The sequence below is a fragment of the Pigmentiphaga sp. H8 genome, assembly GCF_003854895.1.
In the GTDB taxonomy this organism is placed as follows: domain Bacteria; phylum Pseudomonadota; class Gammaproteobacteria; order Burkholderiales; family Burkholderiaceae_B; genus Pigmentiphaga.
The window spans coordinates 1,225,209-1,247,678 of record NZ_CP033966.1 but is presented as its reverse complement, the minus strand read 5'-3'; the positions used below and the strand labels follow the sequence as shown (position 1 = coordinate 1,247,678).

At 69.3% G+C, this 22,470-nt stretch carries 14 protein-coding genes; 3 read left to right on the top strand and 11 right to left on the bottom strand.

Annotated elements, in window-relative coordinates; translation table 11 throughout:
- The first annotated feature begins 10 nt into the window (after positions 1-10).
- On the top strand, positions 11-2,752 hold the full coding sequence (locus EGT29_RS05890) for a bifunctional acetate--CoA ligase family protein/GNAT family N-acetyltransferase (RefSeq protein WP_124688144.1): 2,742 nt from the start codon (positions 11-13) through the stop codon (positions 2,750-2,752).
- On the opposite strand, the gene EGT29_RS05885 is transcribed toward EGT29_RS05890, so the two are convergent.
- The 10 genes from EGT29_RS05885 to EGT29_RS05840 all read right to left on the bottom strand — a co-directional run bounded on the left by EGT29_RS05885 (position 2,749) and on the right by EGT29_RS05840 (position 18,321).
- Positions 2,749-3,951, bottom strand: a complete 1,203-nt coding sequence (locus EGT29_RS05885) for an MFS transporter (protein ID WP_124688143.1) — start codon at positions 3,949-3,951, stop codon at positions 2,749-2,751. The two genes, EGT29_RS05890 and EGT29_RS05885, sit on opposite strands and share 4 nt — an antisense overlap.
- A 177-nt stretch (positions 3,952-4,128) precedes the next feature.
- Positions 4,129-5,094, bottom strand: a complete 966-nt coding sequence (locus EGT29_RS05880) for a glutathione S-transferase family protein (protein ID WP_124688142.1) — start codon at positions 5,092-5,094, stop codon at positions 4,129-4,131.
- Between the two features lie 43 nt (positions 5,095-5,137).
- On the bottom strand, positions 5,138-6,136 hold the full coding sequence (locus tag EGT29_RS05875; RefSeq protein ID WP_124688141.1) for a tripartite tricarboxylate transporter substrate binding protein: 999 nt from the start codon (positions 6,134-6,136) through the stop codon (positions 5,138-5,140).
- Positions 6,129-7,184 (bottom strand): amidohydrolase family protein, encoded by a 1,056-nt coding sequence (locus EGT29_RS05870; RefSeq protein ID WP_238160299.1) that lies wholly within the window; start codon positions 7,182-7,184, stop codon positions 6,129-6,131. Before EGT29_RS05870 ends, EGT29_RS05875 begins: the two co-directional genes overlap by 8 nt.
- 150 nt (positions 7,185-7,334) lie before the next feature.
- Positions 7,335-7,814 carry a MarR family winged helix-turn-helix transcriptional regulator gene (locus tag EGT29_RS05865; RefSeq protein ID WP_161567712.1) on the bottom strand — a complete coding sequence of 160 codons (480 nt, stop codon included), beginning with the start codon at positions 7,812-7,814 and terminating at the stop codon, positions 7,335-7,337.
- 194 nt (positions 7,815-8,008) lie between these two features.
- The gene (locus tag EGT29_RS05860) at positions 8,009-11,701 is read right to left on the bottom strand and encodes a DUF748 domain-containing protein (RefSeq protein WP_124688139.1); all 3,693 of its coding nucleotides are present in this window, start codon (positions 11,699-11,701) and stop codon (positions 8,009-8,011) included.
- 12 nt (positions 11,702-11,713) lie between these two features.
- Complete coding sequence (locus EGT29_RS05855; RefSeq protein WP_124688138.1) at positions 11,714-12,055, bottom strand: TIGR01244 family sulfur transferase; 342 nt, start codon at positions 12,053-12,055, stop codon at positions 11,714-11,716.
- 174 nt (positions 12,056-12,229) lie between these two features.
- The gene (locus tag EGT29_RS05850; RefSeq protein WP_161567711.1) at positions 12,230-13,150 is read right to left on the bottom strand and encodes an OmpA family protein; all 921 of its coding nucleotides are present in this window, start codon (positions 13,148-13,150) and stop codon (positions 12,230-12,232) included.
- A gap of 29 nt (positions 13,151-13,179) precedes the next feature.
- A complete protein-coding gene (locus EGT29_RS05845) occupies positions 13,180-17,109 on the bottom strand; it encodes a YadA-like family protein (protein ID WP_161567710.1) in 3,930 nt (1,309 codons plus the stop codon).
- Positions 17,110-17,406: 297 nt separating this feature from the next.
- Positions 17,407-18,321, bottom strand: coding sequence for a LysR family transcriptional regulator (locus tag EGT29_RS05840; protein WP_124688135.1), 915 nt, complete (start codon positions 18,319-18,321; stop codon positions 17,407-17,409).
- A gap of 120 nt (positions 18,322-18,441) precedes the next feature.
- Here EGT29_RS05840 and EGT29_RS05835 point away from each other — a divergent pair, with 120 nt between their 5' ends.
- Positions 18,442-20,109, top strand: coding sequence for an amidohydrolase (locus EGT29_RS05835; protein ID WP_161567709.1), 1,668 nt, complete (start codon positions 18,442-18,444; stop codon positions 20,107-20,109).
- A gap of 12 nt (positions 20,110-20,121) precedes the next feature.
- Positions 20,122-21,114 (top strand): tripartite tricarboxylate transporter substrate binding protein, encoded by a 993-nt coding sequence (locus EGT29_RS05830; RefSeq protein WP_124688133.1) that lies wholly within the window; start codon positions 20,122-20,124, stop codon positions 21,112-21,114.
- Positions 21,115-21,133: 19 nt separating this feature from the next.
- Here EGT29_RS05830 and EGT29_RS05825 read toward each other — a convergent pair whose 3' ends face one another.
- The gene (locus EGT29_RS05825; RefSeq protein WP_238160297.1) at positions 21,134-22,462 is read right to left on the bottom strand and encodes a carbohydrate porin; all 1,329 of its coding nucleotides are present in this window, start codon (positions 22,460-22,462) and stop codon (positions 21,134-21,136) included.
- Positions 22,463-22,470: the final 8 nt, after the last annotated feature.

Below are 22,470 nucleotides of genomic sequence, written 5' to 3'. Positions count from 1 at the left end.
AAGGAGGGCCATGTCCCAGCACGCCTTGTCCCCGCTGTTCGATCCCCGCTCGCTGATCGCCGTCAGCGACCGCCCGCTGCCGCTGATGGCCTCCCTGCCCGCCGCGCTGCGCGCCCGCACCACCGAACTGCGGCTGGACGAGCGGCAGGCCTGCGTCCTGCCCGCGGAACTGGCGCAGGCGGCCGAACGGCCCGATCTGGCGGTGGTGTCCGTCCCCCGCGCGGCGCTGCGGACCACGCTGGAGACCCTGGCGCCGGCCCGGCCGCGGGCGGTGGCGGTGCTTACGCACGAGCCTTCGCTCGAGGACAACGACTTCTGCCGCGCCTGGGCCTCGGACCACGACTGCGTGCTGCTGGGGCCGCACAGCTTCGGGCTGCAACGGCCGCACGCCGGCCTCAACGCCAGCGTGCATCCCTCGCTGGGGCGCTCGGGCCGCGTCGCCCTGGTCACGCAATCGCGCTCCATCATGGCGGTGGTCATGGACTGGGCCGACGACAACCGGACCGGCTTCTCGACCGTCGTGTCCCTGGGCAGCGAAGCGGCGCTGGACGTCCCCCGCGTGCTGGACTTCCTGGTGGCCGACGCGCGCACCGACAGCATCGCGCTCTACCTGGAGGACGTGCGCGACGCCCGCGAGTTCATGAGCGCGATCCGCGCCGCCGCCAGCGTCAAGCCGGTGGTGGTGCTCAAGGCCGGGCACGCCGGCCGCGGGCGCACCAGCGTGCGGCCGCTGGCCGCGGACGAAGCGGCCTCCGCCTTGCCGCCAGGACCGCCCACCGTCCCGTCAGACATGGTGTTCGACGCCGCGCTGCGGCGCGCCGGCGCGGTGCGGGTCCGCTATTTCGTGCAACTGTTCTCGGCGGTCAAGGCGCTGGGCTTCGCCAAGCTGCCCAGCGGCCGGCGCATCGCGGTGCTGGCCAATGGCAGCGGTCCGGCGCAGCTGGCGCTCGACCAGTTGGGGCCGGGCCGGCCGGTCATGCGCGCAGAACTGAGCGAGGACACGCGCCGGCAGCTGGCGGACACCCTCAGCGCCAATGCCTGGACCGACAATCCCGTGGTCGAATTCTCGGCGCCCGATCCCCAGGCCTGCGCGCAGGCCGTCCAGGCCATCGTCGCCGACGCCGGCGTGGACGGCGTGCTGGCCGTGCTGTCGCCCGACCCCGAGGCCGACATGCGCGCGGTGGCGCAGGCCCTGGCCGCCAGCGCCCCCAAGGCCCCGAAACCGGTCATCACCTGCTTCATGGGCGATGCCGCCATGCGCCCGCTGCGCCGCATCCTGGACGATGCCGGCTCGCCCTCCTTCCGCACGCCTGAAGCGGCGGTGGACGCCTTCGGCAACCTGGCCACCTATCACTACAACCAGCAACTGCTGTTGCAGACACCGCCGCCCGAGCCGCCCGGCCAGGAACCCGACCTGGCCGGCGCGCGCATCCTGCTCGACGGCGCGCGCCGGGAGGGCCGGCTGACCCTGACCGAGCCCGAGAGCAAGGCGCTGCTGGCGGCTTTCCACATCCCGGTGGTCCAGGTCCTGCTTGCCCGCACGCCGGCCGAGGCGGTGATCGCCGCACAGCAGATCGGCTTTCCCGTGGCCATCAAGATCGATTCGCCCGACGTGGTGCGCAAGTCGGCGGTGCGGGGCGTGCACCTGGACATCCGCAACAGCACCGAACTCGTCACCGCGTACCAGCGCATGCTGGCGAATGCCCACGCCGCGGCGCCGCAAGCCTACATCGAAGGCATCACGGTGGAAGCCATGGCCGGCCCGCCCGGATCGGCCAAGGTCTCCATGGGCGTGGCGCGCGACACCCTGTTCGGGCCGGTTATCCGCTTCGGATCCGCGCGCTCGCGCAGCGAAAGCCCCTCCAACCGCAGCCTGGAGCTGCCGCCGCTCAACGGCTTCCTGGCACGCCGCCTGATGGAACGCTCGCCGGTCTGGCGCTACACGCTGGCGGGCCAGCTCTCGCCGCGCGCCGTCGACGCGCTCGAGGACGTGCTGGTCCGGATTTCCGAGATCGTCTGCGCGCTGCCCGACATCGAGACCATCGACATCGACCCCGTCATGATCGACGGCGACCGGGTCGTGGCGGCCGACACCCGCATCACGCTCACGCGCGAGACCGCGGGCGACGCCGACGCGGGCCTGGGCGGCTACGCCCACATGGCCATCCACCCCTACCCCGCCCGCCTGGTCCGGCACCTGCAATTCAAGGACGGCTCGCCCTACACCATCCGCCCCATCCGGCCGGAAGACGCGGCACCGCTGCAGGATTTCACCCGCCAGCTGTCCGAACACACGCGCTACATGCGCTTCATCTCGTTCATGCGCGAACTCTCGCCGCGGACGCTGGCGCGCTACACCCAGGTCGACTACCACCGCGAACTTGCCCTGGTGGCCACGATCTGGGAAACCGACCCCGACCATTCCGGCGAACTGCGCGAGACCGTCATCGGCGTGGCGCGCTACCTGCTGAACGCCGACGGCGAAAGCGCCGAGTACGCGCTGGTCATCGGCGACGCGTGGCAGCGCCGCGGACTGGGCATCCAGCTCATGACGACGCTGGTGGACGCGGCGCGCAGGCAGGGGCTGGCCGTGATCGAGGGCGTGGTGCTGGGCAACAATCGGCCGATGCTGACGCTGATGGGCAGGCTGGGGTTCCACATCGACGTGGACCCCGACGACTTCAGCATGCGGCGGGTGTGGCTGCGCCTGAGAAACGACGACCCGGCCACGGACGCAGGTACGGCAGGCTAGCGCGGGCGGGCGCGCTCCTGCCAGGCCAGGCCGGCAACGAACCCCAGCGCGGCCAGGGCAGCCAGCGCCGACACGGCAAACCCCAGCACCGCGCCATGCGCCAGCAGGCCCGCGCCCAGCGCGGTCCCCAGGGCGATGCCCAGGTAGATGCAGGAAGCGTTCAGCGCCACCACCAGCGGCGCTTCCTGCGGCGCGGCGTTGGTCAGGCGCAGTTGCTGCGGCGGCGTCTGCCCCCAGCTGCTCATGCCCCAGACCAGCACCAGCAGCCCCACCGCCACGTCGTGCCCGGCACCGGCCACGGCCAGCCACGCCATGATCCCGAATGACGCCGCCATGGCCACATAGGCGGTGACCGACACCGGCGTGGGGCCCCAGCGATCGGTCGCGTATCCGGCAAGCAGATTGCCCAGCACCGCCCCGACGCCATAGCAGAGCAGCATCATGCCGATGTGCCCGTCGGCGATGCCCAGGGCCTGGAGCGCGGGCACGCTGTAGGCATAGACGATGTAGCAGGCCGTCATGCCCACCACCGTGAGCGGCAGCACCCAGGCCACCGCCGGCCGGCGCAGCACCGCCAGGCGCGCGCGCAGCGACGAACGCGCCTGCCCCGGCAGGGATGGCATGATCAGCGCCACGCCCACGCAGGCCAGCGCCGCCAGCGCGGCCACCATGCCCAACGCGGTGCGCCATCCGAACCACTGGCTGACCAGATTGCCCAACGGCACGCCCAGTGCCGTCGCCACGGTCAACCCGCCCGTGACCAGCGAAAACGCCCGCGCCCGCAACTCCGGCCGCACCAGCGCCCCACCCGCCGCCGTGGCCGTGGGCGTATAGGCGGCGGCCCCCACGGCAGCCAGCGCACGGCTCGCCAGCAGCGTCCAGATATCCGGCGCCAGCGCCGACAGCAGATTGGCCACCGCCAGCACCACCAGCGCCCCCACCAACACCCGATTACGCGACCACGGCGCCGTGACCGTCGCCAGCACCGGTGCCAACAACGCATACGTCCCCGCGAACACCGTGACCGACAGCCCCGTCATCGAGTTCGACGCCTGCAACGACTGCGCGATCGAAGGCAGGAACCCCGACACGATGAACGCATCCGTCCCGACCGCGAACGTTCCGAGAGCAAGTATGGCAACGGACCCCAGACCCTGCGCCGGCAAGGCACCGGCAGACGAAGAAGAGCTGCGCGTCATGATGAAGAACTCGACAAGAAGCGAGGCAACGCCTCAATCTAGATATCTTATATCCAGATTAAAAACAAAACAAACCCCAACCGCGGCCAGCGAAGGATGGAAGGCGGGAAACACCAGGACGGGCCATGAGCGGCTCGATCGCCGGCAGCCGGGGCTGGCCGGGCAAGGCCGGCCTAGTTAATAGAGCGCCCCCGGCCAGTCGAGCACCGCCGAACGAATGGCCGCCTCGGCCTCGCATCGGCGAACGAACTGCGCCACGCGCGGCCGCGCGCCGCCGGTCCAGAACCTGTCCGCGCCGAGGTTTTGCATGCGCAGCAGTTCGATGCCCCAGAAGAGATCCGCCATCGAGAGACTGTCTCCGAAAAGCCACGCGGCAGGACTCGTTGCCAGCTTGCGCTCGAGCCGCTCGCAGGCCGCCTCGGCCTGGCCGTAGGCCGTCTGCATCGATGCCGGTGCGAACAGCCGCTCGGCCGCGTCGAGCTCCTTGGCACGTTTGGCTCGATAGGCCCGCTGCAGGATTTCGTCGTGGCCATGCTCCTCGATATAGCGATTGCAGCGTTCCACCTTGCTCATCGCGAAGGCGACACCCGTTCCGGCATGCGGCGATGACGCCTGGCGCCCGGCCTCGGGAGCGTTGCCCACGAGCATCTGATAGTTGGGCAGGCCATCGACCACGTCCAGTTCCTCATCGACGAGCCGGGCAAGCTCGTCGGACCGCAGCCGCGCCCCGCCCGGGGCAGCCTGGTCGAGGTAGATGCAGATGCGTTTCGAATCGATGATGACCTGCCGTGTCTGCCAGTCCACCAGCGTGGGCACGACGGCGGGATCGCAGCCCCCGGTACGCACCGCAGTGCTGCCGGAGTGCGCCGAGACCAACGGCAGGTCCGCGAGGTCGCATGCCGCCATGCGCAGGCGCACATACTCCGGCAGATAGGTTTCCCCCGCGCCGATGTGCATTGCATTCGAGAGGTACGGCATGCCGTGGTGCGCCAGCACCACCCGCACCTTCTGCGAACAGATCGAGTTGGCGGCATGGAAAAGCTCGAATCGGGGCGGGCCATCGCCCGCGGACGATCCGATCGGTTCAGGAGGGCGTCCGAGTTGCCGGCGGGCGCCGCCGACCATTGCTTCGAGATCGCGCATGAATGGCTTGCTCCGGGTTAGGGCGTGTTAACGCCCTGGTTGGTCAATCGGCCGTGATGCCGGCTTTGGAGATGACCGTGCTCCAGCGCGACATGTCCTGCTCGACCTGCCTGGCCAGTTCGGCCGGAGTACCGGACGCCACTCTCATCCCCTGCTTGTTCAGGGTCTCCTGCACTTCCTTCCGCTTCAGGGCGTCCAGCATGGCGGCGTTCAGCTTGTCGACGACAGCCGGCGGGGTGTGCGCCGGCGCGAACAGCCCGAACCAGTTGGGGTGCGACATCTCGGGATAGCCCATTTCCTGGAAAGTAGGCACGTCGGGCGCCGCCGCCAGGCGCTGATAATCGCCCACCCCCAACAGCCGCAACCTGCCTGTCGTGACCTGGTTCATGGCTACCTGCACGGACATCACCCCTACCTGCACCTGTCCGCCGATCAGGTCCGTCAAGGCTCCAGCCATGCCCTTGTAGGGAACGTGCTGCATGTCGGTCCCCGTCGACTGCTTGAAAAGCTCCATCAGGACATGCTGCGGCGTGCCGCTGCCCGGCGACGCATAGGAAACCTGGCCGGGCCGCTGCTTGGCCAGGGCCACCAGCTCGGCCACGGATTGGGCCGGCACTTCCGGATTCGCCACCAGGACGAGCGTTCCTTGCGCAGCCCGGCCGACCGGCGCCAGATCCTTCTGGGGAGAAAAGGGCAGTTTGCGGTAAAGGCTGGGGGTAATGGTGATGGTATCGGCCGACATCAGAAGCGTGTGGCCGTCCGGCGCCGCCCGGACAACCGCGGTGGTGCCGATCGTTCCGCTCGCTCCGGCGCGGTTCTCGACGACGACCGGCTGGCCGAGCTCGCGCGACATGATCGGACCGATCGCACGTGCCAGGATGTCGGCACCGCTGCCGGGCGTATAGGGCACGATCATGGTGATCGCCCGCGTCGGAAACGAGGCTGGCGGCGTCGAGGGGGCCTGCGCCCAGGCGAACGGGGAAAGCATGGCGGTGCACGCGAACATCGAGCCGCCAAGCGCGAGACAGAGGGATTTACGCATGGTTCGCCTCCCGAGCGAGGGGCGCCTGGCCGAGCTTGAGCAGGCGCGCGGTATTGCCGTAGAAAATTTTCTGTTGCGTGGCCAGCGGCAGATCGAGCTGGCGGATGGCCGCGATCCCGTCGCGGATGAAACCCACGCCACCTTCGGGGTCGAAGGGGCAATCGCTGGCGAACACCACCTGGTCTTCGCCGAAGAACTCCAGGCCGCAACGAATGGCTGCCGGCGAACTGCCGATAGCCGTATCGCCGTAAAACATGCGGAAGTACTCGACTGGCCGGCGGCCCAGCATCTCCTTGACGTGGCTGAGGTCTTCGTCGGCGGAGCGCGTGCCCAGCTGATCCCACAGAGAACCGATACGGCCTTCGAAAAACGGGATCATCGCCCCCAGGTGATGGGTGATGATCTTGAGCGCGGGCAGGCGTTTGAGCACGCCCGAGAAGACCAGCCGCGCCATGGCGACACTGGTCTCGTAGGGCCAGCCGAGCACCTGCCAGATCTCATACTTCGATTTCTCCTCGCCTGGGTAGTCGGCGGGCCGGCTGCCGCGGTAGGGATGCAACCAGATCGGCACGTCCAGTTCAACGGCCTTTTCGAACAAGGGGAAGAAGCGGGGATCATCGAGCGGCAGGCCTTGCACGTTGGTGTCGATCTGCACACCAGCGGCGCCGCACTGGCGCACGGCGCGGTCGAACTCTTCCACTGCCGCGGGCAGGTTGTTCAACGGCAGGCTGGCAACGAAAGCGGGAAAACGATCCCGGTGCCGGTCGACGACGGCCGCCAGCCCGTCGTTGCCCAGGCGGGCCAGCGCGGGGGACTCGTCGGCGGCGCAGACGCTGTCCGCCGACGGCTGCGACAGGGTCAGCACCTGGGCGTACCGAGGCCAGCGCTCCATCATGGCCAGGCGGCGCTCCAGGTCGAACAGCATGGGAATGGCTGTCAGCCGTTTGGCCAGGTCGCGATTGGTGGAGCGGCGCACGACCTGCTCCATGTACTCGGGGGGCAGGAAATGGGTGAATGCGTCCAGGATCGGACCATCATAAGTCGCCACGGGTATCTCCTTCTTTTATCGGCGCCGACGGATCGGCAGCCGTGTGCGTCACATTTAAAAGGTAGCTTAAACTACCTTTTAAATGTGGCGCACATAGAGAAAACCCGCAGGCGCGGTGTACGACCCGCGCCGCGTTCAGTGCTCCGTCTGCTACTTCTCCGCGGGACCGTCGCGGCGGTTGCGGGCGCGCTGCGCCACTTTGAGCTTGCGGCCCGAGGACCGCGCCGAGGTGGATGCATCCAGCACGTTGCTGTAGAGGGCCTGCAAGGTCCGGCGCAGGACCTCCACGTCGCCGGGAGGAATGCCTCGCAGCCAGGTCGCCTCCAGGGCCCGTGCCTGCGGCATGAATAGCCGCACCATCGCCCGGCCCGCATCGGTAATGGACACGCAGGTCGAGCGTTTGTCGGCTGGACTCGCCAAGCGGACCACCAAGCCTCGCTGCTCCGCGTGAGCGACGATGCGCGACAGGTAGGACAGCTCCGTGCCGACATGCGCCGCCAGTTCACTGAGCGTTTGTTGGTCGCGGTCGGTAAGCACGGTGAGCACTCGCCATTCCGGCAAGCTGATGGATTCGTTGCGCAGGATCTCGATGAAGGCCGTCGAGACGATGTCGGCCGTCCGATTGAGCAAATAGCCGAGTGAGCGATCCGACCCGTAACGCTCGCGCCGCCCTGAGGAAGGAGGAGTGCTGCTGGAAACCATGGAAGAGGCTGTCTGTCGTGGTGAAAGCGACAGTCTAAGACCCCATGGCCCGTTTCGCTCGGACGCCATGATGCAAAGACGTCTTTCCTGGGGCACGCGCGAAGCCCGCAGGGGGAAAGCCTCTACTTCAGACTGAAATCCACGCCCGCCTGCACGCCCCCCTCGGCGGGCTTGGCCTCGACCCTGGGGGCCACCACGAAGGCCCTCTCGCCCAGCTTGGCCTCGCGCAGCGGCGCCATCACGGCCTGTGCCCGGCGTACGGCCAAGGCGCGCAACTGGTCGGGCCCTACGTTCACACTGGCGGCCAGCAACGACTCCATCTCGGAGTCCGGGATGGATTTGGCCAACCCGATCATGTTGCGCGGCTTGTCGATCTTTGCGGCCTTGTATGCGCTTTCCAGATAGCGCGCCCGCTGCGCGGCATCGAGCGGCGGCAGGTCCTTGTCGCCGGCCTCGTCGCCGCGCTTGCGCAAGTCCTCGCGCTGCTGGGCGCGGATCATCGCTTCCACGCCCGCCTTGCGCAGCCCGTCCGTATCCACGGTGGGATTGGCCCGGCCGGCCACGTCCAGGCGCAGGCCGGGACGATCGTTCAAGGCCTTGACCAGCGTGTCGATGCGCTTGCGCGCGCCGTCATCCAGCCTGGCGCTGCCCGGGGCAAAATCGATGTGGGACAGCTCCTCGCCCGAGCCGAAGGCCGAGGCCAGCAGCGAGAACGGCGCCGTCACGGCACGCGTGATCAGGTTGATCAGGGCGCGGAAGATGATGCCGCCGACCGAGAACTGTGGATCGTCCAGCGAGCCCGAGATCGGCAGTTCGATGTCGATCTCGCCGCGGCTGTTCTTGAGCAGCGACACCGCCAGTTGCACCGGCAGCTTCAGGGCATCGGGACTGTCGACGCGTTCGCCGAAGGTAAGCTGGTCGAGGAAGATCTTGTTGGTGGCCTGGAGCTTGCCGTCCTGGATCAGGTAGTGCACGTCCATGGACAGCTTGCCGCGCTCGATGGCGTAGCCGGCGTACTTGGCCGCATAGGGCGTCAGCGCCGGCAGCTCCACGCCCTTGGCGCTGGCATGGATGTCCGTATACAGCCTCGGCCCGAAGGGATGGAGCTTGCCGGTGATGTCCACCGGCGCGTCGCCGTCCACCTTGGCTGTGACCTGCACGTCGGCCGGCTGGCTGTCCGCCGACGATACGGCCGAGATGCTGCCGGCGATATCGGTCAGGTTGGCGCGGTAATTGGGTTTGACGAAGTTGTCGGTGAAATTGATGTGGCCCCGCGCCAGCTGCACCGCGCCCACGCGGATGTCGCGCGGCATGCCGCCCGCCTCGGAGGCAGCGGCACTGGCCTCCTTGGTATCCTGCGCAGCGGCCGGGGGCTTGCTTTCCCCCTTCGCGGCCGGCTCCGCCGACTTTTCGGCCGTGATGGACCCCGCTTCCTCGCCCGGCTGGACGATCAGCTGCGACAGGTTCAACCGCCCCTGCTCGCTCAGGATCACCCGCGCGAAGAAGTCTTCCAGCGAGATGTCGCCCAGATCGGCCTTGAGCGTCTCGCCCGCGCTGACCACGTTCAGCCGCTTGAACGCCAGCCGCTTCCATTTCAGGAAATCCGCCGAGTTGAGCTTGTCGATCAGGTCCAGGTTGGTGATCTCGGCGGCGCCGGTCCAGGCCGCGCGCTGCGGCTGCCTGCCGGTGGCGGCCGCGAACTCCAGCCTGCCGTTGGCGCCCGCCACCACGCTCTTCACGGTGGCGTTGAGCCGCTCGGCCAGATAGGGGGCAAGCGCCGCCAGGTCGAGCCGGCTGGCGCGCACCTGGGCCTTGACCGACAGCGGCTCGGGCACGACCGTGCCCTTGATGTCGGCGGTGCCGCGGCCCTGGACGGACGAACGCAGCGAGAAATCGACGGGCGCGCGCAGGTCGGAACCGACATTGCGCGCTTCCATCTGCAAACCGTCCAGGCGCAGCGCCACGCGGGGCGACACGGACTCGTCAGTCAGCCTGAGCGAGCTCTTGGCGACCGACAGCGTGCCCGCGGTCACCTTCCACGCGGCCGGGGCATGCCCGGCAGGAGCCGGGGCCGGCTTGCCGGCGGACCGGGCACCGGGCGCGGCCGGTACCACGATGTCCGCCCAGCTCACGGCCGACGAGGCCGACCGGGTGGCCGCCAATGCCAGGCCGTCGATGGCGATACGCTCGATCCGGGCCGTGCGCCCCGCCAGATCCCCAGCCAGCCCGCCCACCTCCAGCGACTCCAGCTTCAAGCTGGAGGCCTTGTCCGAGACGGGTGCCGCAGCCAGCTTGCGCAGCGCGACGCTGCCATCGCCCCAGCGCACCGCCAGGGAATCGCCCTGCTCCACGTGCAGCTTGGCCGCCGCTCCCAGCGAGCCGTCGTCGATGCGCAGCGCCAGGTACGGTTTCCAGAGCGGCGCCAGCGCGGGCAGCGCCAGCGAATCCAGCTTGAGGTCGAGGTCCGCCGAGAAAGGCTGGAGCCGGATCGGACCGCTCACGTCCAGGCGCCCCGCCTCGCCCACGCGCGCGGCCACGGTCAGGGGCACGGCCTGGTCCTGGGCGGCTGGCAGCTTCAGGTCGCGCAGCTCGGCCGCGAACTCCGAGATGCGGTAATCGAAGCGGTCCTGTTCATCGTGCCAGGCGAGTTCACCGTCCTGCAATGCCACGGTTCCCACCGACACGTGCCAGGCATCGGCCTGTGCGGGCGCGACGGACGCGGGCGCCGGCGCGGCGGGCGCGGGCGCGGGCGCCGCCGGCTGCTGGAAACGGGCGGCCACCTCGGCCAGGTTCACGCGCCCGTCGGCCGAGCGGCTGGCATGGATCGAGGGGCCGGCCAGCACGATGCGTTCGGCCTGGAAACGGCGCGCCAGCGGCTCCAGCGCGAATTTCTCCAGCGCCAGGCTCTTGAACGCCAGCAGCGCGGCATCGCCCTGGTCGCGCACGTCCACTTCGCGTACCGTGGCCTGGCCCTCGAGGCGAATCTTCGGCGCCGCCGAGCCCCCTTCCTCGAACACCAGCTGGGCATCGCTGTCGAGCCGCGCGTGCTTGAGCGCCACCGGCATCGCGCCCGGCACGGCGTCGGCCAGCGCGTCGAGCCCCAGGTCATCGATCTTGAGGTGCAGCGAAGACGTGCGCGGCGTATCGAAGGGCCGCGCGGTCCCTTCCAGGTTGAACGGACTGCCGTTGACCAGCGCCGACAGCCTGGGCTGCACGTCGATGTCGGTGGCATAGGCCAGCGTGGACAGGAAGGGAATGCCCACCTGCAGGTCGCGCACCGTATGCTGGCGGCCCGTGACCTTGTCGTCGACGGTGATCTCGCCCCCGTCCAGCTTGACGTTGTTCAGCGAGAACCGGGGCGGCGGCCCGTCTTCCGAGGGTTTGGCGGCCAGCCGGTCGAGGATGTCGCTGATGTTGAAGCGTTGCGGCCCCTCGCGGACCAGCGAGACGCGCGGCGCGGTGATCGCCAGCCCGTCCACCACCGGCGCGAGCCGGAACAGCGACGAGATCGAGGCATTGACCTCGACCTGCTCCACCGAGAAGTCCGGCTTGGCGCCCGCCTGGTCGAGGATGGCGAAATCATGGACGCGCAGGCGCAGCTTGAAGGGATTGAACGAGACCTCGCCCATGCGGGCCGTGCGGCCCAGGGCCTCCGGCACCTGCGCCAGCGCCACGCTGCGGACCAGCCGGGGAATGCCCCAGGCGGTCAGGGCCAGGAACAGCAGCCACAGCGCCAGCAGGACGATGAGAATACGCACCAGCAGCTTGCGCCGCCGCTTGATGCCGTCGACCGCACCCGCCAGCGTGAACGCCACGTCGCGGTCCGGTCAGAGGGAGTTGCTGGCGGACATGAACAGCTTGGTCGATCGCGCCCCGCTGCGGCAGAAGGCCAGGACCGGCCCCGGCAGCGTCTTGAGCAGGGACGCGAAGGTGGAAACGTCGCCCGGCTGGATGTTCGCGCCATTGACCGGCTGGTGGACGTAGTTCAGCCCCGCCGCCTGGGCCGCGGCTTCCATCTGTTCGCTGGAGGGCTGGGCCGGGCCGCCTTCGAAGTCGGGCCGGTTGTTGATGACGCTCTTGAAACCGGCCGCCGCGACGGCGGCCATGTCTCCGGGAGCCAGCTGGGGCGCCACGGCGAAGTTTTCGGTAAGGGAAGTGAATGCGGACATGCGTGTCTCCGGAAGGATCCCCCACGCGCCGCGCGCGCCCCCGGAAGCGCCTTGCGGGCCGCGCGTTGCGGGAGATCGATAAGGGGTAATCCTAACTCGGAGACGTCCGCCAGACAAACGAAATGCGCACCGTACGTCAAGGTTCCGCGCCGCCCGGAGGCGGCGCGGAAAAACTCACGACGAACCGGCCTTGCCCTGGATCTCGATGACGACCCGGCGGTTCGGCGCCAGGCAGGCAATCAATTCGCTGCGGTTGCGCTGGTCGCACTGCACTACCGGCTCGCGCGAGCCTCGTCCGTCCGAACTGATCAGATTGGACGGCACGCCGGAATTGACCAGGTAGGTCACCACCGTGGCGGCCCGCTGGCGCGACAGCCTGTCGTTGTAGCTCGCGCTGCCCAGCCGGTCGGCGTGGCCGATCACGCGTACCCGCTCGACGTTCACGCTGCGCAGTTCCTTGCCGATCTCGTCCAGGCGGCGGCGTCCCTCGGGCGAAATGCTGGCCAGGTCGGACTTGTCGAACGCGAACAGCGCGTCGGCGCCCAGCGTGATCTGCCTGGGAGCCGGCTTGACCGGCACGGGCGCGGGTGGAGGCGGCGGCGGAGCGGCCACCGGGCGCGGGAACACGAAGTCCGCGCACTCGCGCCGGTTCCAGTTGCCGGCCTCGGTCTGCATGTCCTTGTTGAAACGCAGCTGGTACTGGCAAGTGATGAACTCGTTGCCGTTGCCGGTGCGGAAGTTGAAGATGTAGTTCCAGGTGCGCACGCCGAACACGCCCTCGCTGAAGTGCGGAGGGCCGAGCAGGTCGTAGACCTGGGGCTTGGTCATGCCCGGGATCATCTGCCTGAGATTGTCCAGGTTGACGAAAGTACCTTCCTTCAGCGACGCCGACTCGCGGGCCGGGAACTCCACCGCGGGCGGACTCGAGCCGGTCGCTGCGGCCGCCGAGGACGGCGCCGGCGAAGCGGGCGCCTTCGAACTGCGGAACATCGAGCAGCCGCTCATCACGGCCAGCGAAGCCACGCATGCGGTCAGCAGCGCGAGGCGCCTGCCGGCCTGGCCGGCGCGGCGGGCATGGGGGTTCTTTTCTTGCATCCTGACCTCCGATGATTCGTTCATGCGCGCTACCACTGGTAACCCGCGCCGATGACGGCGCCCACCTTGCCCTGCGAATTGACGTTGCCGGCAATCTTGTAGACCCAGCGGCCATTCTCGGAGATGGTGGACAGCCCCACGGCGATGGCGGACTGGCCGAGATAATGGCTGGCGGCCGCCGAGGCCATGCTGCGTCCCGGGGTGTACGCCTGCGGCAGGCCCGCCACCGCCATGGCCGAGGCCGCGCCGGCGTTGGCGTTGCGTTCGACCTTGCGCAGGTCGTCGCGCACGCTGCTGATGCTGCTGGTGAAGTCCGAGGTGGCGCTGCGCAACTGCCGCAGGTTGACGGCATCCGTGTCCGCGGTGCCATCGCCCACGTTGACGATCTGCCGCTCCTGGCCCGCCGCGCCCACCGACACCACGTTGGGCCGGTTCGCCACCGAGTTCGTGCCCAGGGCCACGCTGTTGGCGCCGCTGGCCTGCGCCCCGGTGCCCAGCGCCATGCTGTTGGCCACCGTGGCCTGGGCGTTGTTGCCCAGCGCGACGGTGTTGCTCTGGGCGGCGTTGGCCTGGCTGCCGATCGCGACCGAATTGGTGGCTGCCGCGCCCGTCTGCGCGCCGTTGCCCATGGCCATGCTGCCGCTGCCCTCGGCCTTGGCGCCGGTGCCGAAAGCCGAGGCGTTGGCGCCGGACGCCAGGGCGGAATTGCCCACCACCGTCGAGTTGGTACCCAGGGCCTGCGCCGAATTGCCGACCGCCGTCGCGTTCTCGCCCTTGGCGATGGACGCGTTGCCGACCGCCGTCGCCGCCGCGCCCTCCGCCACCGCGCCGGCGCCGCCGGCCACCGAATCCTTGCCGGTGGGCTTGGGCTTGTCCCGCGCGAGCGAGTTCTCGATCTGGAACATCCCGTCCTTGCCTTCCTGGATGTTCGTCACGTCCTTCTTGATGTTGGTGACGTCGCCCGAGACTTCCTTCAACTGCGCGTAGTTGACGGCATCGGTATCCTCCGTGCCGCGCGCCACGTTGGTGATCTGGCGCTCCTTGCCCACGGCGCCCACCGATACGGTGTTGTCGCGGTCGGCCACCGAGCCCGCTCCCAGCGCGACGCTGTTGTTCGCCTTGGCCTCGGAATTGGCGCCGATGGCGGTCGAATCCGTGCCGGTGGCCTTCGAGCCCGAGCCTACCGCGGTCGCGTTGGCGCCGCTGGCGGCCGAGCCGGAACCCATCGCCGTCGACTGCGCGCCGGTGGCCTTGGCATCGGAACCCACCGCCGTCGAAGCCGCCCCGGAGGCCGTCGAGGCGCCGCCCATGGCCACGCTGTTGTCGGCGGCCGTGGTCGCGCCATTGCCGACCGCCACGCTGTTGGCGCCGTTGGCCACCGCGGCCGGACCCGCCGCGACGCTGTTGGCGCCGACGGCCTGCGCCCCGTCCAGGGTCGAATTGGCCTTGAAGTACTTGGTGTCGACGCTGATGTCGTTGATGCGCTTGTACAGGCTCAGATTGCTCATGACGTTGGTCTCGTCCTGAGTCCATCCCCACAGCTGCGAACCGTTGATCGCCTCGGTGCTGGTCGAGGTGACCGCGCCCTTGGCCACGTTCGAGATCACCGTGCCGGTGCCGCCCGGATTCAGCGTGATCTTGGTCTTGGTGTCGTCGTCGTACTTGACCGCCAGCTTGTCCACGTCGCCGATGCGGCTGTCCACCGCCTTCAGTTGCGCGATGTTGGCCGCGTCGTTGTCGGCGCTGCCCGCCGAGACGTTGGTGATACGGCGGGTGGCGCCTGCGCTGCCCACCGAGACCTCGCCCGCCGACGCTTGCCGCGCGGTCAACGCATAGGCCACATAGTCGGCCTGCGCGCCCACGGTCGTGGTCGAGCCGGCCCCCAGCGCGACGCTGTTGGCCATGCTGGCATTGGCGCCGTTGCCCAGCGCCACGGCATTGGCGGCGGAGGCGACGGACGCGCCGCCGGCCGCCACGCTGTCCGTGCCGGCGGCCGAGGCGGCCGCCAGGGTGGAGTTCGCCTTGAAGTACTTGGTGCCGCTGTTGTCGATGTTGGTGACGCGGTTGTCCACGTTCGTCACGCGATTATCGACGTTGGTGATGTTGGTGTTGGTGTCGTTCAACTGGGAACCGTTCACCGCGTCGGTGCTGGTCGCGTTCACGGCGCCGGCCTTGACGTTGGTCACCACCGTGCCGCCCGCGCCGGCCAGCGTCACCTTGCCGCGGGTGGCGTCGTCGTACTTGACCGAGTTGACGTCGACGTTGTCGATCTGGTCGGACACCGCCTTGAGCTGGCGCACGTTGACGGCATCGGTATCCGCCGTGCCGCCCGCCACGTTGATGATCTGCCGCTCGTTGCCCGCGGAACCCACGGAGACCGCGCCGCGCACCGGCACCGCGACGTTGGAGAACACCTCCTGCCCGCCGCCTTCGCGGTCCGACACGGACTGGAAGCCCAGCGCGACGCCGCCCGCCACGGTCGACGACGCGCTGGCGCCGACGATGGTCTGGCCGTTGGCGTTGCCGTAGGTGCTGTCGCCGATCAGGACCGAGTGGCCCTTGCGCGCCGCATAGTTGGTGTCGGGCACGCCGGGCATGTTGGGATCGGTGAAGATCGCCCCGGCGTCCTCGTTGGGCAGGATGTGCTTGGCATTGGTGCCGATCACGACTTCCTGCGATCCGTTGGCCGAAGCGCCGTCGCCGATCAGCACCTGGTTGTTCTGCGCAGCGGGGACGTCCCAGCAGGTGGCGCCGGCCAGGCCCAGGACGTTCAGGCAGTTGTTCTGGTCCACCCAAGACGGTGGCTGCGTGCCGGGCAGCAGCAGGCCGTTGTTGTAGGTCAGGCCGGAATTGATGTTGGTGATGTAGTTGCCCGAAGTCACGCCGCCCAGCAGGGTGAGTTTCTGCTCGGGCAGCGAGCCGCCCAGGGTGCCTTGCAGCGTGCCCGTCACCGGCGCCAGGTCCAGGATGGGAATGCCCAGCACGTTGACCACGCTGAAGCGGGCGTTGATGTTCTCGCGGTTCACGCTCAGCGCGCCGGACCGCAGCCAGGCTTCCTTCTGGCCGAACAGGCTCATCGTCAGCGGCTGCAGGCCCTGCCCGACGCCGCCCAGCAGGCCGGCCGTGCCGATCACCAGGCCGGTGGGCGCGGGCGGATTGAGCGGAGGCGGCTCCGAGCCGGACGAGGCGGCAACCGCCATGGTCTGGCGATTGGAACTGCTGGGGAACAACGAACCGCCGGTCGGCAGGATGCCCAGCGTGCCATTGCCGCTCAGCGGCGACATGGGCGAGGCCGGCACGCTGTTGGACAGCGTGGCGACCGACCCCAGCGATGCCGCCGAAGCGACGGCGCCATCGACGGGCGACGCGGTATTGCGGCTCTTGTCGACCGGCGCCGAAGCCAGCACCTCGGCCAGCTTGGCGGGAACCGCCTCGACTGCGCTGCCGACCTTGCCGGGCAGCGCCGAGGCGACCTTCTTCGTCACCGCGGTGGGCGCGGCGGCGATAGCCTGGACGGCGGCGGGAACCGGCGTGGCGGCCAGCACCTCGCTGACCACGGGCAGCGACGGCACGGCCTCGGAAAGGGGTACCTGCTGCAATGCCGAGGCCGGCGGCAGGATGGACGAGCTGATGCCGGCCAGTGCCGCCGCCGTCTGCGAGACCCCCTGCTGCATGGCCGACGCCACGGGAGCGACGCTGGGCGCCGCATTGGTCGTGGCCTGCAGCATCTGGCTCATCACGCCCACCGCGGCGCCATCGGTCAGCCGCGCGCTCGACAGCCCCGGCACGCCGTGCATGCCGTCGGCCGCCGCCGGCGCCGTCCAGGCGCCCGCCACCAGCGCCACGGCAAGCGCGCCAGCCTTGGCGGCGCCGCCCTTACCCCTGGCACGCGCGGTTTCGGCAACCGCCACCCAACATCCGAGCCTCTGGCTCCACACGGTGCGATAGGTCTTGTTCAATTTCAGCCCCCACGGATAGGTATCCCACCAGTGCCGCAATCCGCCGGATGGAGAATCGGTCGCTGCTGGAAAACACGTTTGCGGGAGCTTCGAGCAAAAGCTATGCCATCAGCCTCGGACCCATGCGGCACGGGCGTTCGCGAAGCTCGAAACGAAGGCTGGCGAAACGGCGGAAACGTTGAAAACAAACGGGATATCGGCAATCCGGAGATGTTCCTTCGGTGCGATAGTCACACCGATTCCCGGTCCCTCGGCCAGGCGCCGGAGCCGAAACGTTACGTACCATACGCAGGGGCGTTACGTAACGCGCAGGGGCCGGGAACGTCCCGCGACGACATCGCGCGCCACCTCGATGAAGGCCGCCGCCGCGGCCGAAGGCGAGCGGAAGCGGTCGCGGATCAACGCGATCTCGGAGCGGACCACGGGATCGCGCAGCGGCCGGACCACCGAATTGCCCTCGCCCGGGACCAGCGCGCCATAGGGCGGCATGATGGCGGCGCCAAACCCGGCCTCCACCAGGCTGATGACGGTGCTCAGCTGGACGACCTCGACGGCGATCCGCGGCTGCAGGTCCAGGCGCGCGAAGCATCCGTCCAGGAATTGGCGGAAGGAGTTTTCCGGCGTGAGCGCGACCAGCGGCGTCGCCGCCAGGTCCGCCCATCTCAGCTGGCGGCGGCGCGCCAGCGGATGGTCGCGGGGCAGCAGCGCCACCAGCGGTCCTTCGACCAGGGCTTCGGTCAGGTATTCGTCGCGATCCGCCGGCAGCATGCCCAGGCCCAGGTCGATGTCGGCCGAGGCGATGCCCGCGGGAATGGCTTCCGAGGGAATGTCGCGCAGCGTCAGCGCGATGTGGGGATAGGCGCTGCGGAACCGAGCGGCGATGCCCACCATCAGGCGCGACATCAGCAACGGCGGCGCGGCCACCGTCACGTGGCCATGCTGGCGCGAGGCCAGCCCCTTGACGTTGCCGACCGCCGTCGACAGGTCGGCCAGCAGGCGGGCCGCCGGCACCCGGAACTCGCGCCCGGCGTCGGTCAGGCTGACCTGGCGCGTGCTGCGGTCGAACAGGCGGCATTCCAGGCTCTGCTCCAGCTCCCGGATCAGGATGCTCAGGCCCGACTGGGAAATATGGATGCGCTGGGCCGCCTTGCTGAAGTTGCCTTCGTTGCATACCGCGACGAAGGCCTCGAGTTGGCGCAGGGAGATCGACATCGTGCGGATCCACCGGTGAAGTATTGGAAATCACTATGAATCTATATGAATATTTCAATTTTTACAATTAGTCGACTCTGCTAGATTTGCCGGAACGCTTACCGCAGGAGCCATCCGGCCGTGCCGTCCACCCTGGTCCTCCACCGAGGCAAGATCATCACCTGCAACGACCGCGGCGACGTCGCCTCGGCCGTCGCGGTCCGTGGCCGCCACATCGCCGCCGTGGGCAGCGACGACGAGGTGCTGGCCCTGGCCGGCCCGGATGCGCGGCGGGTGGACCTGGGCGGCAAGTCGGTGCTGCCGGGGCTGACCGACGGCCACGCCCACATGGACCGCGAAGGCCTGCGGCGCCACCTGCCCAGCCTGGCCGGCGCGCGCACGCGCGACGACATCCTGGACATCATCGCCGCCGAGGCCGCCAAGGCGCCGCCGGGAACCTGGATCGTGACCCAGCCCGTCGGCCAGCCTCCCGAGTACCCCGAGCCCGACGACGCACTGGCCGGCGGCCCCTACCCCACCCGCGATGACCTGGACCGGGTCAGCCCCGACCATCCCGTCTACATCCGGCCCATCTGGGGATACTGGCGCAACCGCGCGCCGCTGGTCTCGGTGGCCAACAGCCGCGCCCTGGCGCTGGCGGGCGTGACGCCGGCCACGGCCTCGCCCTCGCCCGACGTCAACATCGAGCGCGATGCCGCCGGACGCCCCACCGGCCGCTTCGTCGAGCGCACGCTGGTGCCCATCGTCGAACACACCCTGATGCGCGCGGCCCCGGGCTTCACCGCCGAACAGCGCGCCAGCGGCCTGCGGCACGCGATGGCCGAGTACAACCGCTACGGCACCACGGCCGTGTTCGAAGGGCACGGCGTGGCCGGCGAAGTCATCGACGCCTACGAGACGGTCCATGGCCAAGGCGCGTCGACCGTGCGGTCCACCCTGGTCCTGAGCCCCTATTGGGGGCCTCGGGGCGAAGGACAGGCGCTGGAGCTGCTGCGCGAATGGAGCGCCTGGCTGGCACGCCGCGGCCGGGGCGACGACATGCTGCGGGTGCAGGGCCTGTACGCCGAGATCGATAAGGATCCACTGAACAATAGGCTGCGGGCCGGCAACCACCCCTGTACCGGCTGGGCCGGCTTCCAGGCGGGAGCGGCCCTGGATGCCGACGCACTGGCACCGCTGCTGGCCGAGGCCGCCCGCGCCGGCATCCGCGTCGCGGGTATCTGGCCCGACCTGCTGCCCCTGTTCGAACAGGCCCACCGCCAGCACCCCATCGACGACCAGCGCTGGGTGCTCGGCCACCAGCCGGTGATCGATGCGGACACCCAGGCCCGGATACGCGACCTCGGCCTCGTGCTGACCACGCACACCAACCGCCATATATACAAGGACGGCGATCTCTGGATGCAGCGCCGCGGCGCCGCCGGCCAGGACGACATCGTGCCGCTGCGCCGCCTGCGCGACGCCGGCGTGGCGGTGGCGTTCGGCAGCGACAACCTGCCCGTTTCGCTGTTCGGTCCCATCTGGCACGCGGTCGCGCGCCGTAGCCGCGGCGGCGGCCCCGTGGCCCCCGGCCAGGCACTGAGCCGGCAGGAGGCGCTGGACATCGCCACGCGGGGCGGCGCCTACCTGACATTCGACGAAGACATCCGAGGTTCGATCGAACCCGGCAAGCTGGCCGACCTGACGGTGCTGAACGCCGATCCGCTGACCTGCGCCGAGGACGAGATCGCCACGCTGCATTCCCTGTTGACGGTGGTCGACGGCCACATCGTCGCCCCCACCCCCTGAAGGAGATTGCCCATGAAATCCGTTCCCTTCCCGGCTCGCCGACTGGCGGTCGCCAGCCTCGCCGCCGCCTGCGTCTTCGCCTCGACCGCCGCCGTGGCGGCCGATGCCTGGCCCTCGCGCCCGATACGCGTGGTGGTTCCCTACGCGCCCGGCAATACCGGCGACATCACCCTGCGCTTCGTCCAGCTGCAACTGGAAAAGCAATTCGGCGTGCGCATCCTGATCGACAACAAGAGCGGGGCCTCCGGCAACATCGGCGCCGACGAAGTGGTGCGCGCCACCCCGGACGGCTACACCTTCCTGCTGGGAGCGACCAACAACTTCGTCACCAACCAGTACCTGTTCAAGGGCATGCGCTTCGATCCGACCAAGGACCTGGTGCCCGTGTCCCTGCTCAGCAACGGCCCGTCCGTGCTGGTGGTCAACGGCTCGTCCGACATCCGCACCCTGTCCGACCTGACCGCCGAGGCGAAGAAGAACCCCGGCAAGCTGAACTTCGGCTCGCCCGGCAACGGCACCCCGCCCCACCTCGCGGCCGAACTGTACAGCCAGCTCGCCAACGTACAGCTGACCCACGTTCCCTACCGGGGCTCGCCGCCCGCCGTCCAGGCGCTGATGGCGGGCGAGATCCAGCTCTACGTGACCGCGCTCAGCTCGGTGGCCGGCCACGTGGCCAGCGGCAGGCTGCGCGCCATCGCCGTGGCCGACGGCGAACGCCTGGCCATGCTGCCGTCGGTGCCGACCACGGCCGAGCAGGGTCTGCCGGGACTCGTCACGGGCAACTGGTGGGGACTGGCCGCGCCGGTGGGCACCGATCCGCAGATCATCGACAAGTTCTCGCGCGCGCTGCGCGAGGTCCTGAAGGATCCCGCCATCCGCAAGCAATACACCGACATCGGCGTCACGCCCATAGGCAGCACCCCGGCGGAGTTCGCCGCGCGCATCAGGCAGGAGGCGCAGGCCTGGAAGGCCGTGATCGACAAGGCCCACATCCAGCCTGAATAAAGGGACTCCGCGCCGCGCCTCAGAACTCGGTGTGCAGGCGCAGCGCGAACACCTTAGCCGGGCCCCGGTCGCGGTTGTAGCCGGGATGGCGGATGTATTGCGCGTCCGCGGTGATCCACAGCCGCTTCAAGGGGCGCCAGCTGTAATAGGCCTCGGCGATCTGCTCGGGTCCGTAGTTCAGCGTGCCGTCACCGAGGAAGGCGCCGACCCCGCCGCGACGCAGGTATTCGCGGTGGGAGGCGCTGAGCGCATTGACCGCGGCCGCCACGCCCGCGCTGTCGCCCGACCGCCCCCAGGCCGCGCCGTCGAACGCCACGCCGCCCGAGACCGAACGATCGATCTCGGTAAAGGCATAGGTTTCGGTCTTGCCATCGGCCCAGTTCAGGCGGAGAAAGGCCGTCGCGCTGTCGGTCAGGGCCTGCTCCAGGCTTACCCCCATTCCCAGCTTGGTCCGCTCCTTGCGCACCGCCGCCAGGTCCGGCGCCCCGCCCCGCGCCGCCACCAGCGCGTCGTCGTAGCTCCCCATGTTCGCCTTGTTGCGGAAAGCCAGCACGCGCAGGGTGCCGGGCCTGTCCAGCACGGCGTAGGACTTCTCGAACTCGATCTGGTCGCCATGGTGGCGCCCCAGCCGCCGGTCCAGCGGCAGGCCGTTGGACCCCCGGGGCTGCATGAAGCGGCCGGCGCGCACCGCCCAGCCGTCATCGATATATTCCAGCACCGCGCCCCAGGTATAGCCCCGGGCATCGGCGGCATAGTCGTAGCTGCCATGCGCCATGAAGGCCCAGTTCATGAACTGCGTGCGCGGATCATGGCTGACCGACACCGCGTCGAACACGTCCAGCACCGAGATGTTGCCCGCCGTCAGCACGATGCGCCGCTTGTCGGCGAAGCCCGCGAGCTGGTTCATGTCCGGCTCGACCGCCTCGCGTCCGCCGCCCAGGCCCCAGGTCTGCCGTAGAAAGGCGCGGGCGCGGTAGAAGACCATGTCCGAGCCCGCGGTCTTGGCCAGTTCGCCGTTGGTCAGGCCGCCCAGGCCATGCAGGCCCGAGAACGCGAGGCCCTGCGCGCCCTCGCCGTTGAAGTGGACCTCGGCCCCTTCCCACAGCCGGGCGCCCAGGTCCACGGTGGCGGTCAGCGAATAACTCGTGGCGCGAGCCCCCGACAGCGAGTTCTCCCCCTGGTACGGGGACGCGAACGAGGGCTTGCGCTGCCAGACATACGTCGATTGGGCATGGATGGCGAAGTCCTCCGCCTCGACCGGCGGGGATTCCTGCGCCCTGGCCGGCACGGCCAAGATACCGGCCAGCAGGAGCCCACACGCCCGCAGCCGGCGGAACACGACCATCATTCTTCTCG

What these genes read in the sequence shown, in the direction of transcription:
- EGT29_RS05890 (WP_124688144.1), top strand. Translation starts at nt 11, where the DNA reads ATGTCCCAGCACGCCTTGTCCCCGCTGTTCGATCCCCGCTCGCTGATC.
- EGT29_RS05885 (WP_124688143.1), bottom strand. Translation starts at nt 3,951, where the DNA reads ATGACGCGCAGCTCTTCTTCGTCTGCCGGTGCCTTGCCGGCGCAGGGT.
- EGT29_RS05880 (WP_124688142.1), bottom strand. Translation starts at nt 5,094, where the DNA reads ATGCGCGATCTCGAAGCAATGGTCGGCGGCGCCCGCCGGCAACTCGGA.
- EGT29_RS05875 (WP_124688141.1), bottom strand. Translation starts at nt 6,136, where the DNA reads ATGCGTAAATCCCTCTGTCTCGCGCTTGGCGGCTCGATGTTCGCGTGC.
- EGT29_RS05855 (WP_124688138.1), bottom strand. Translation starts at nt 12,055, where the DNA reads ATGTCCGCATTCACTTCCCTTACCGAAAACTTCGCCGTGGCGCCCCAG.
- EGT29_RS05850 (WP_161567711.1), bottom strand. Translation starts at nt 13,150, where the DNA reads ATGCAAGAAAAGAACCCCCATGCCCGCCGCGCCGGCCAGGCCGGCAGG.
- EGT29_RS05840 (WP_124688135.1), bottom strand. Translation starts at nt 18,321, where the DNA reads ATGTCGATCTCCCTGCGCCAACTCGAGGCCTTCGTCGCGGTATGCAAC.
- EGT29_RS05830 (WP_124688133.1), top strand. Translation starts at nt 20,122, where the DNA reads ATGAAATCCGTTCCCTTCCCGGCTCGCCGACTGGCGGTCGCCAGCCTC.
- EGT29_RS05825 (WP_238160297.1), bottom strand. Translation starts at nt 22,462, where the DNA reads ATGATGGTCGTGTTCCGCCGGCTGCGGGCGTGTGGGCTCCTGCTGGCC.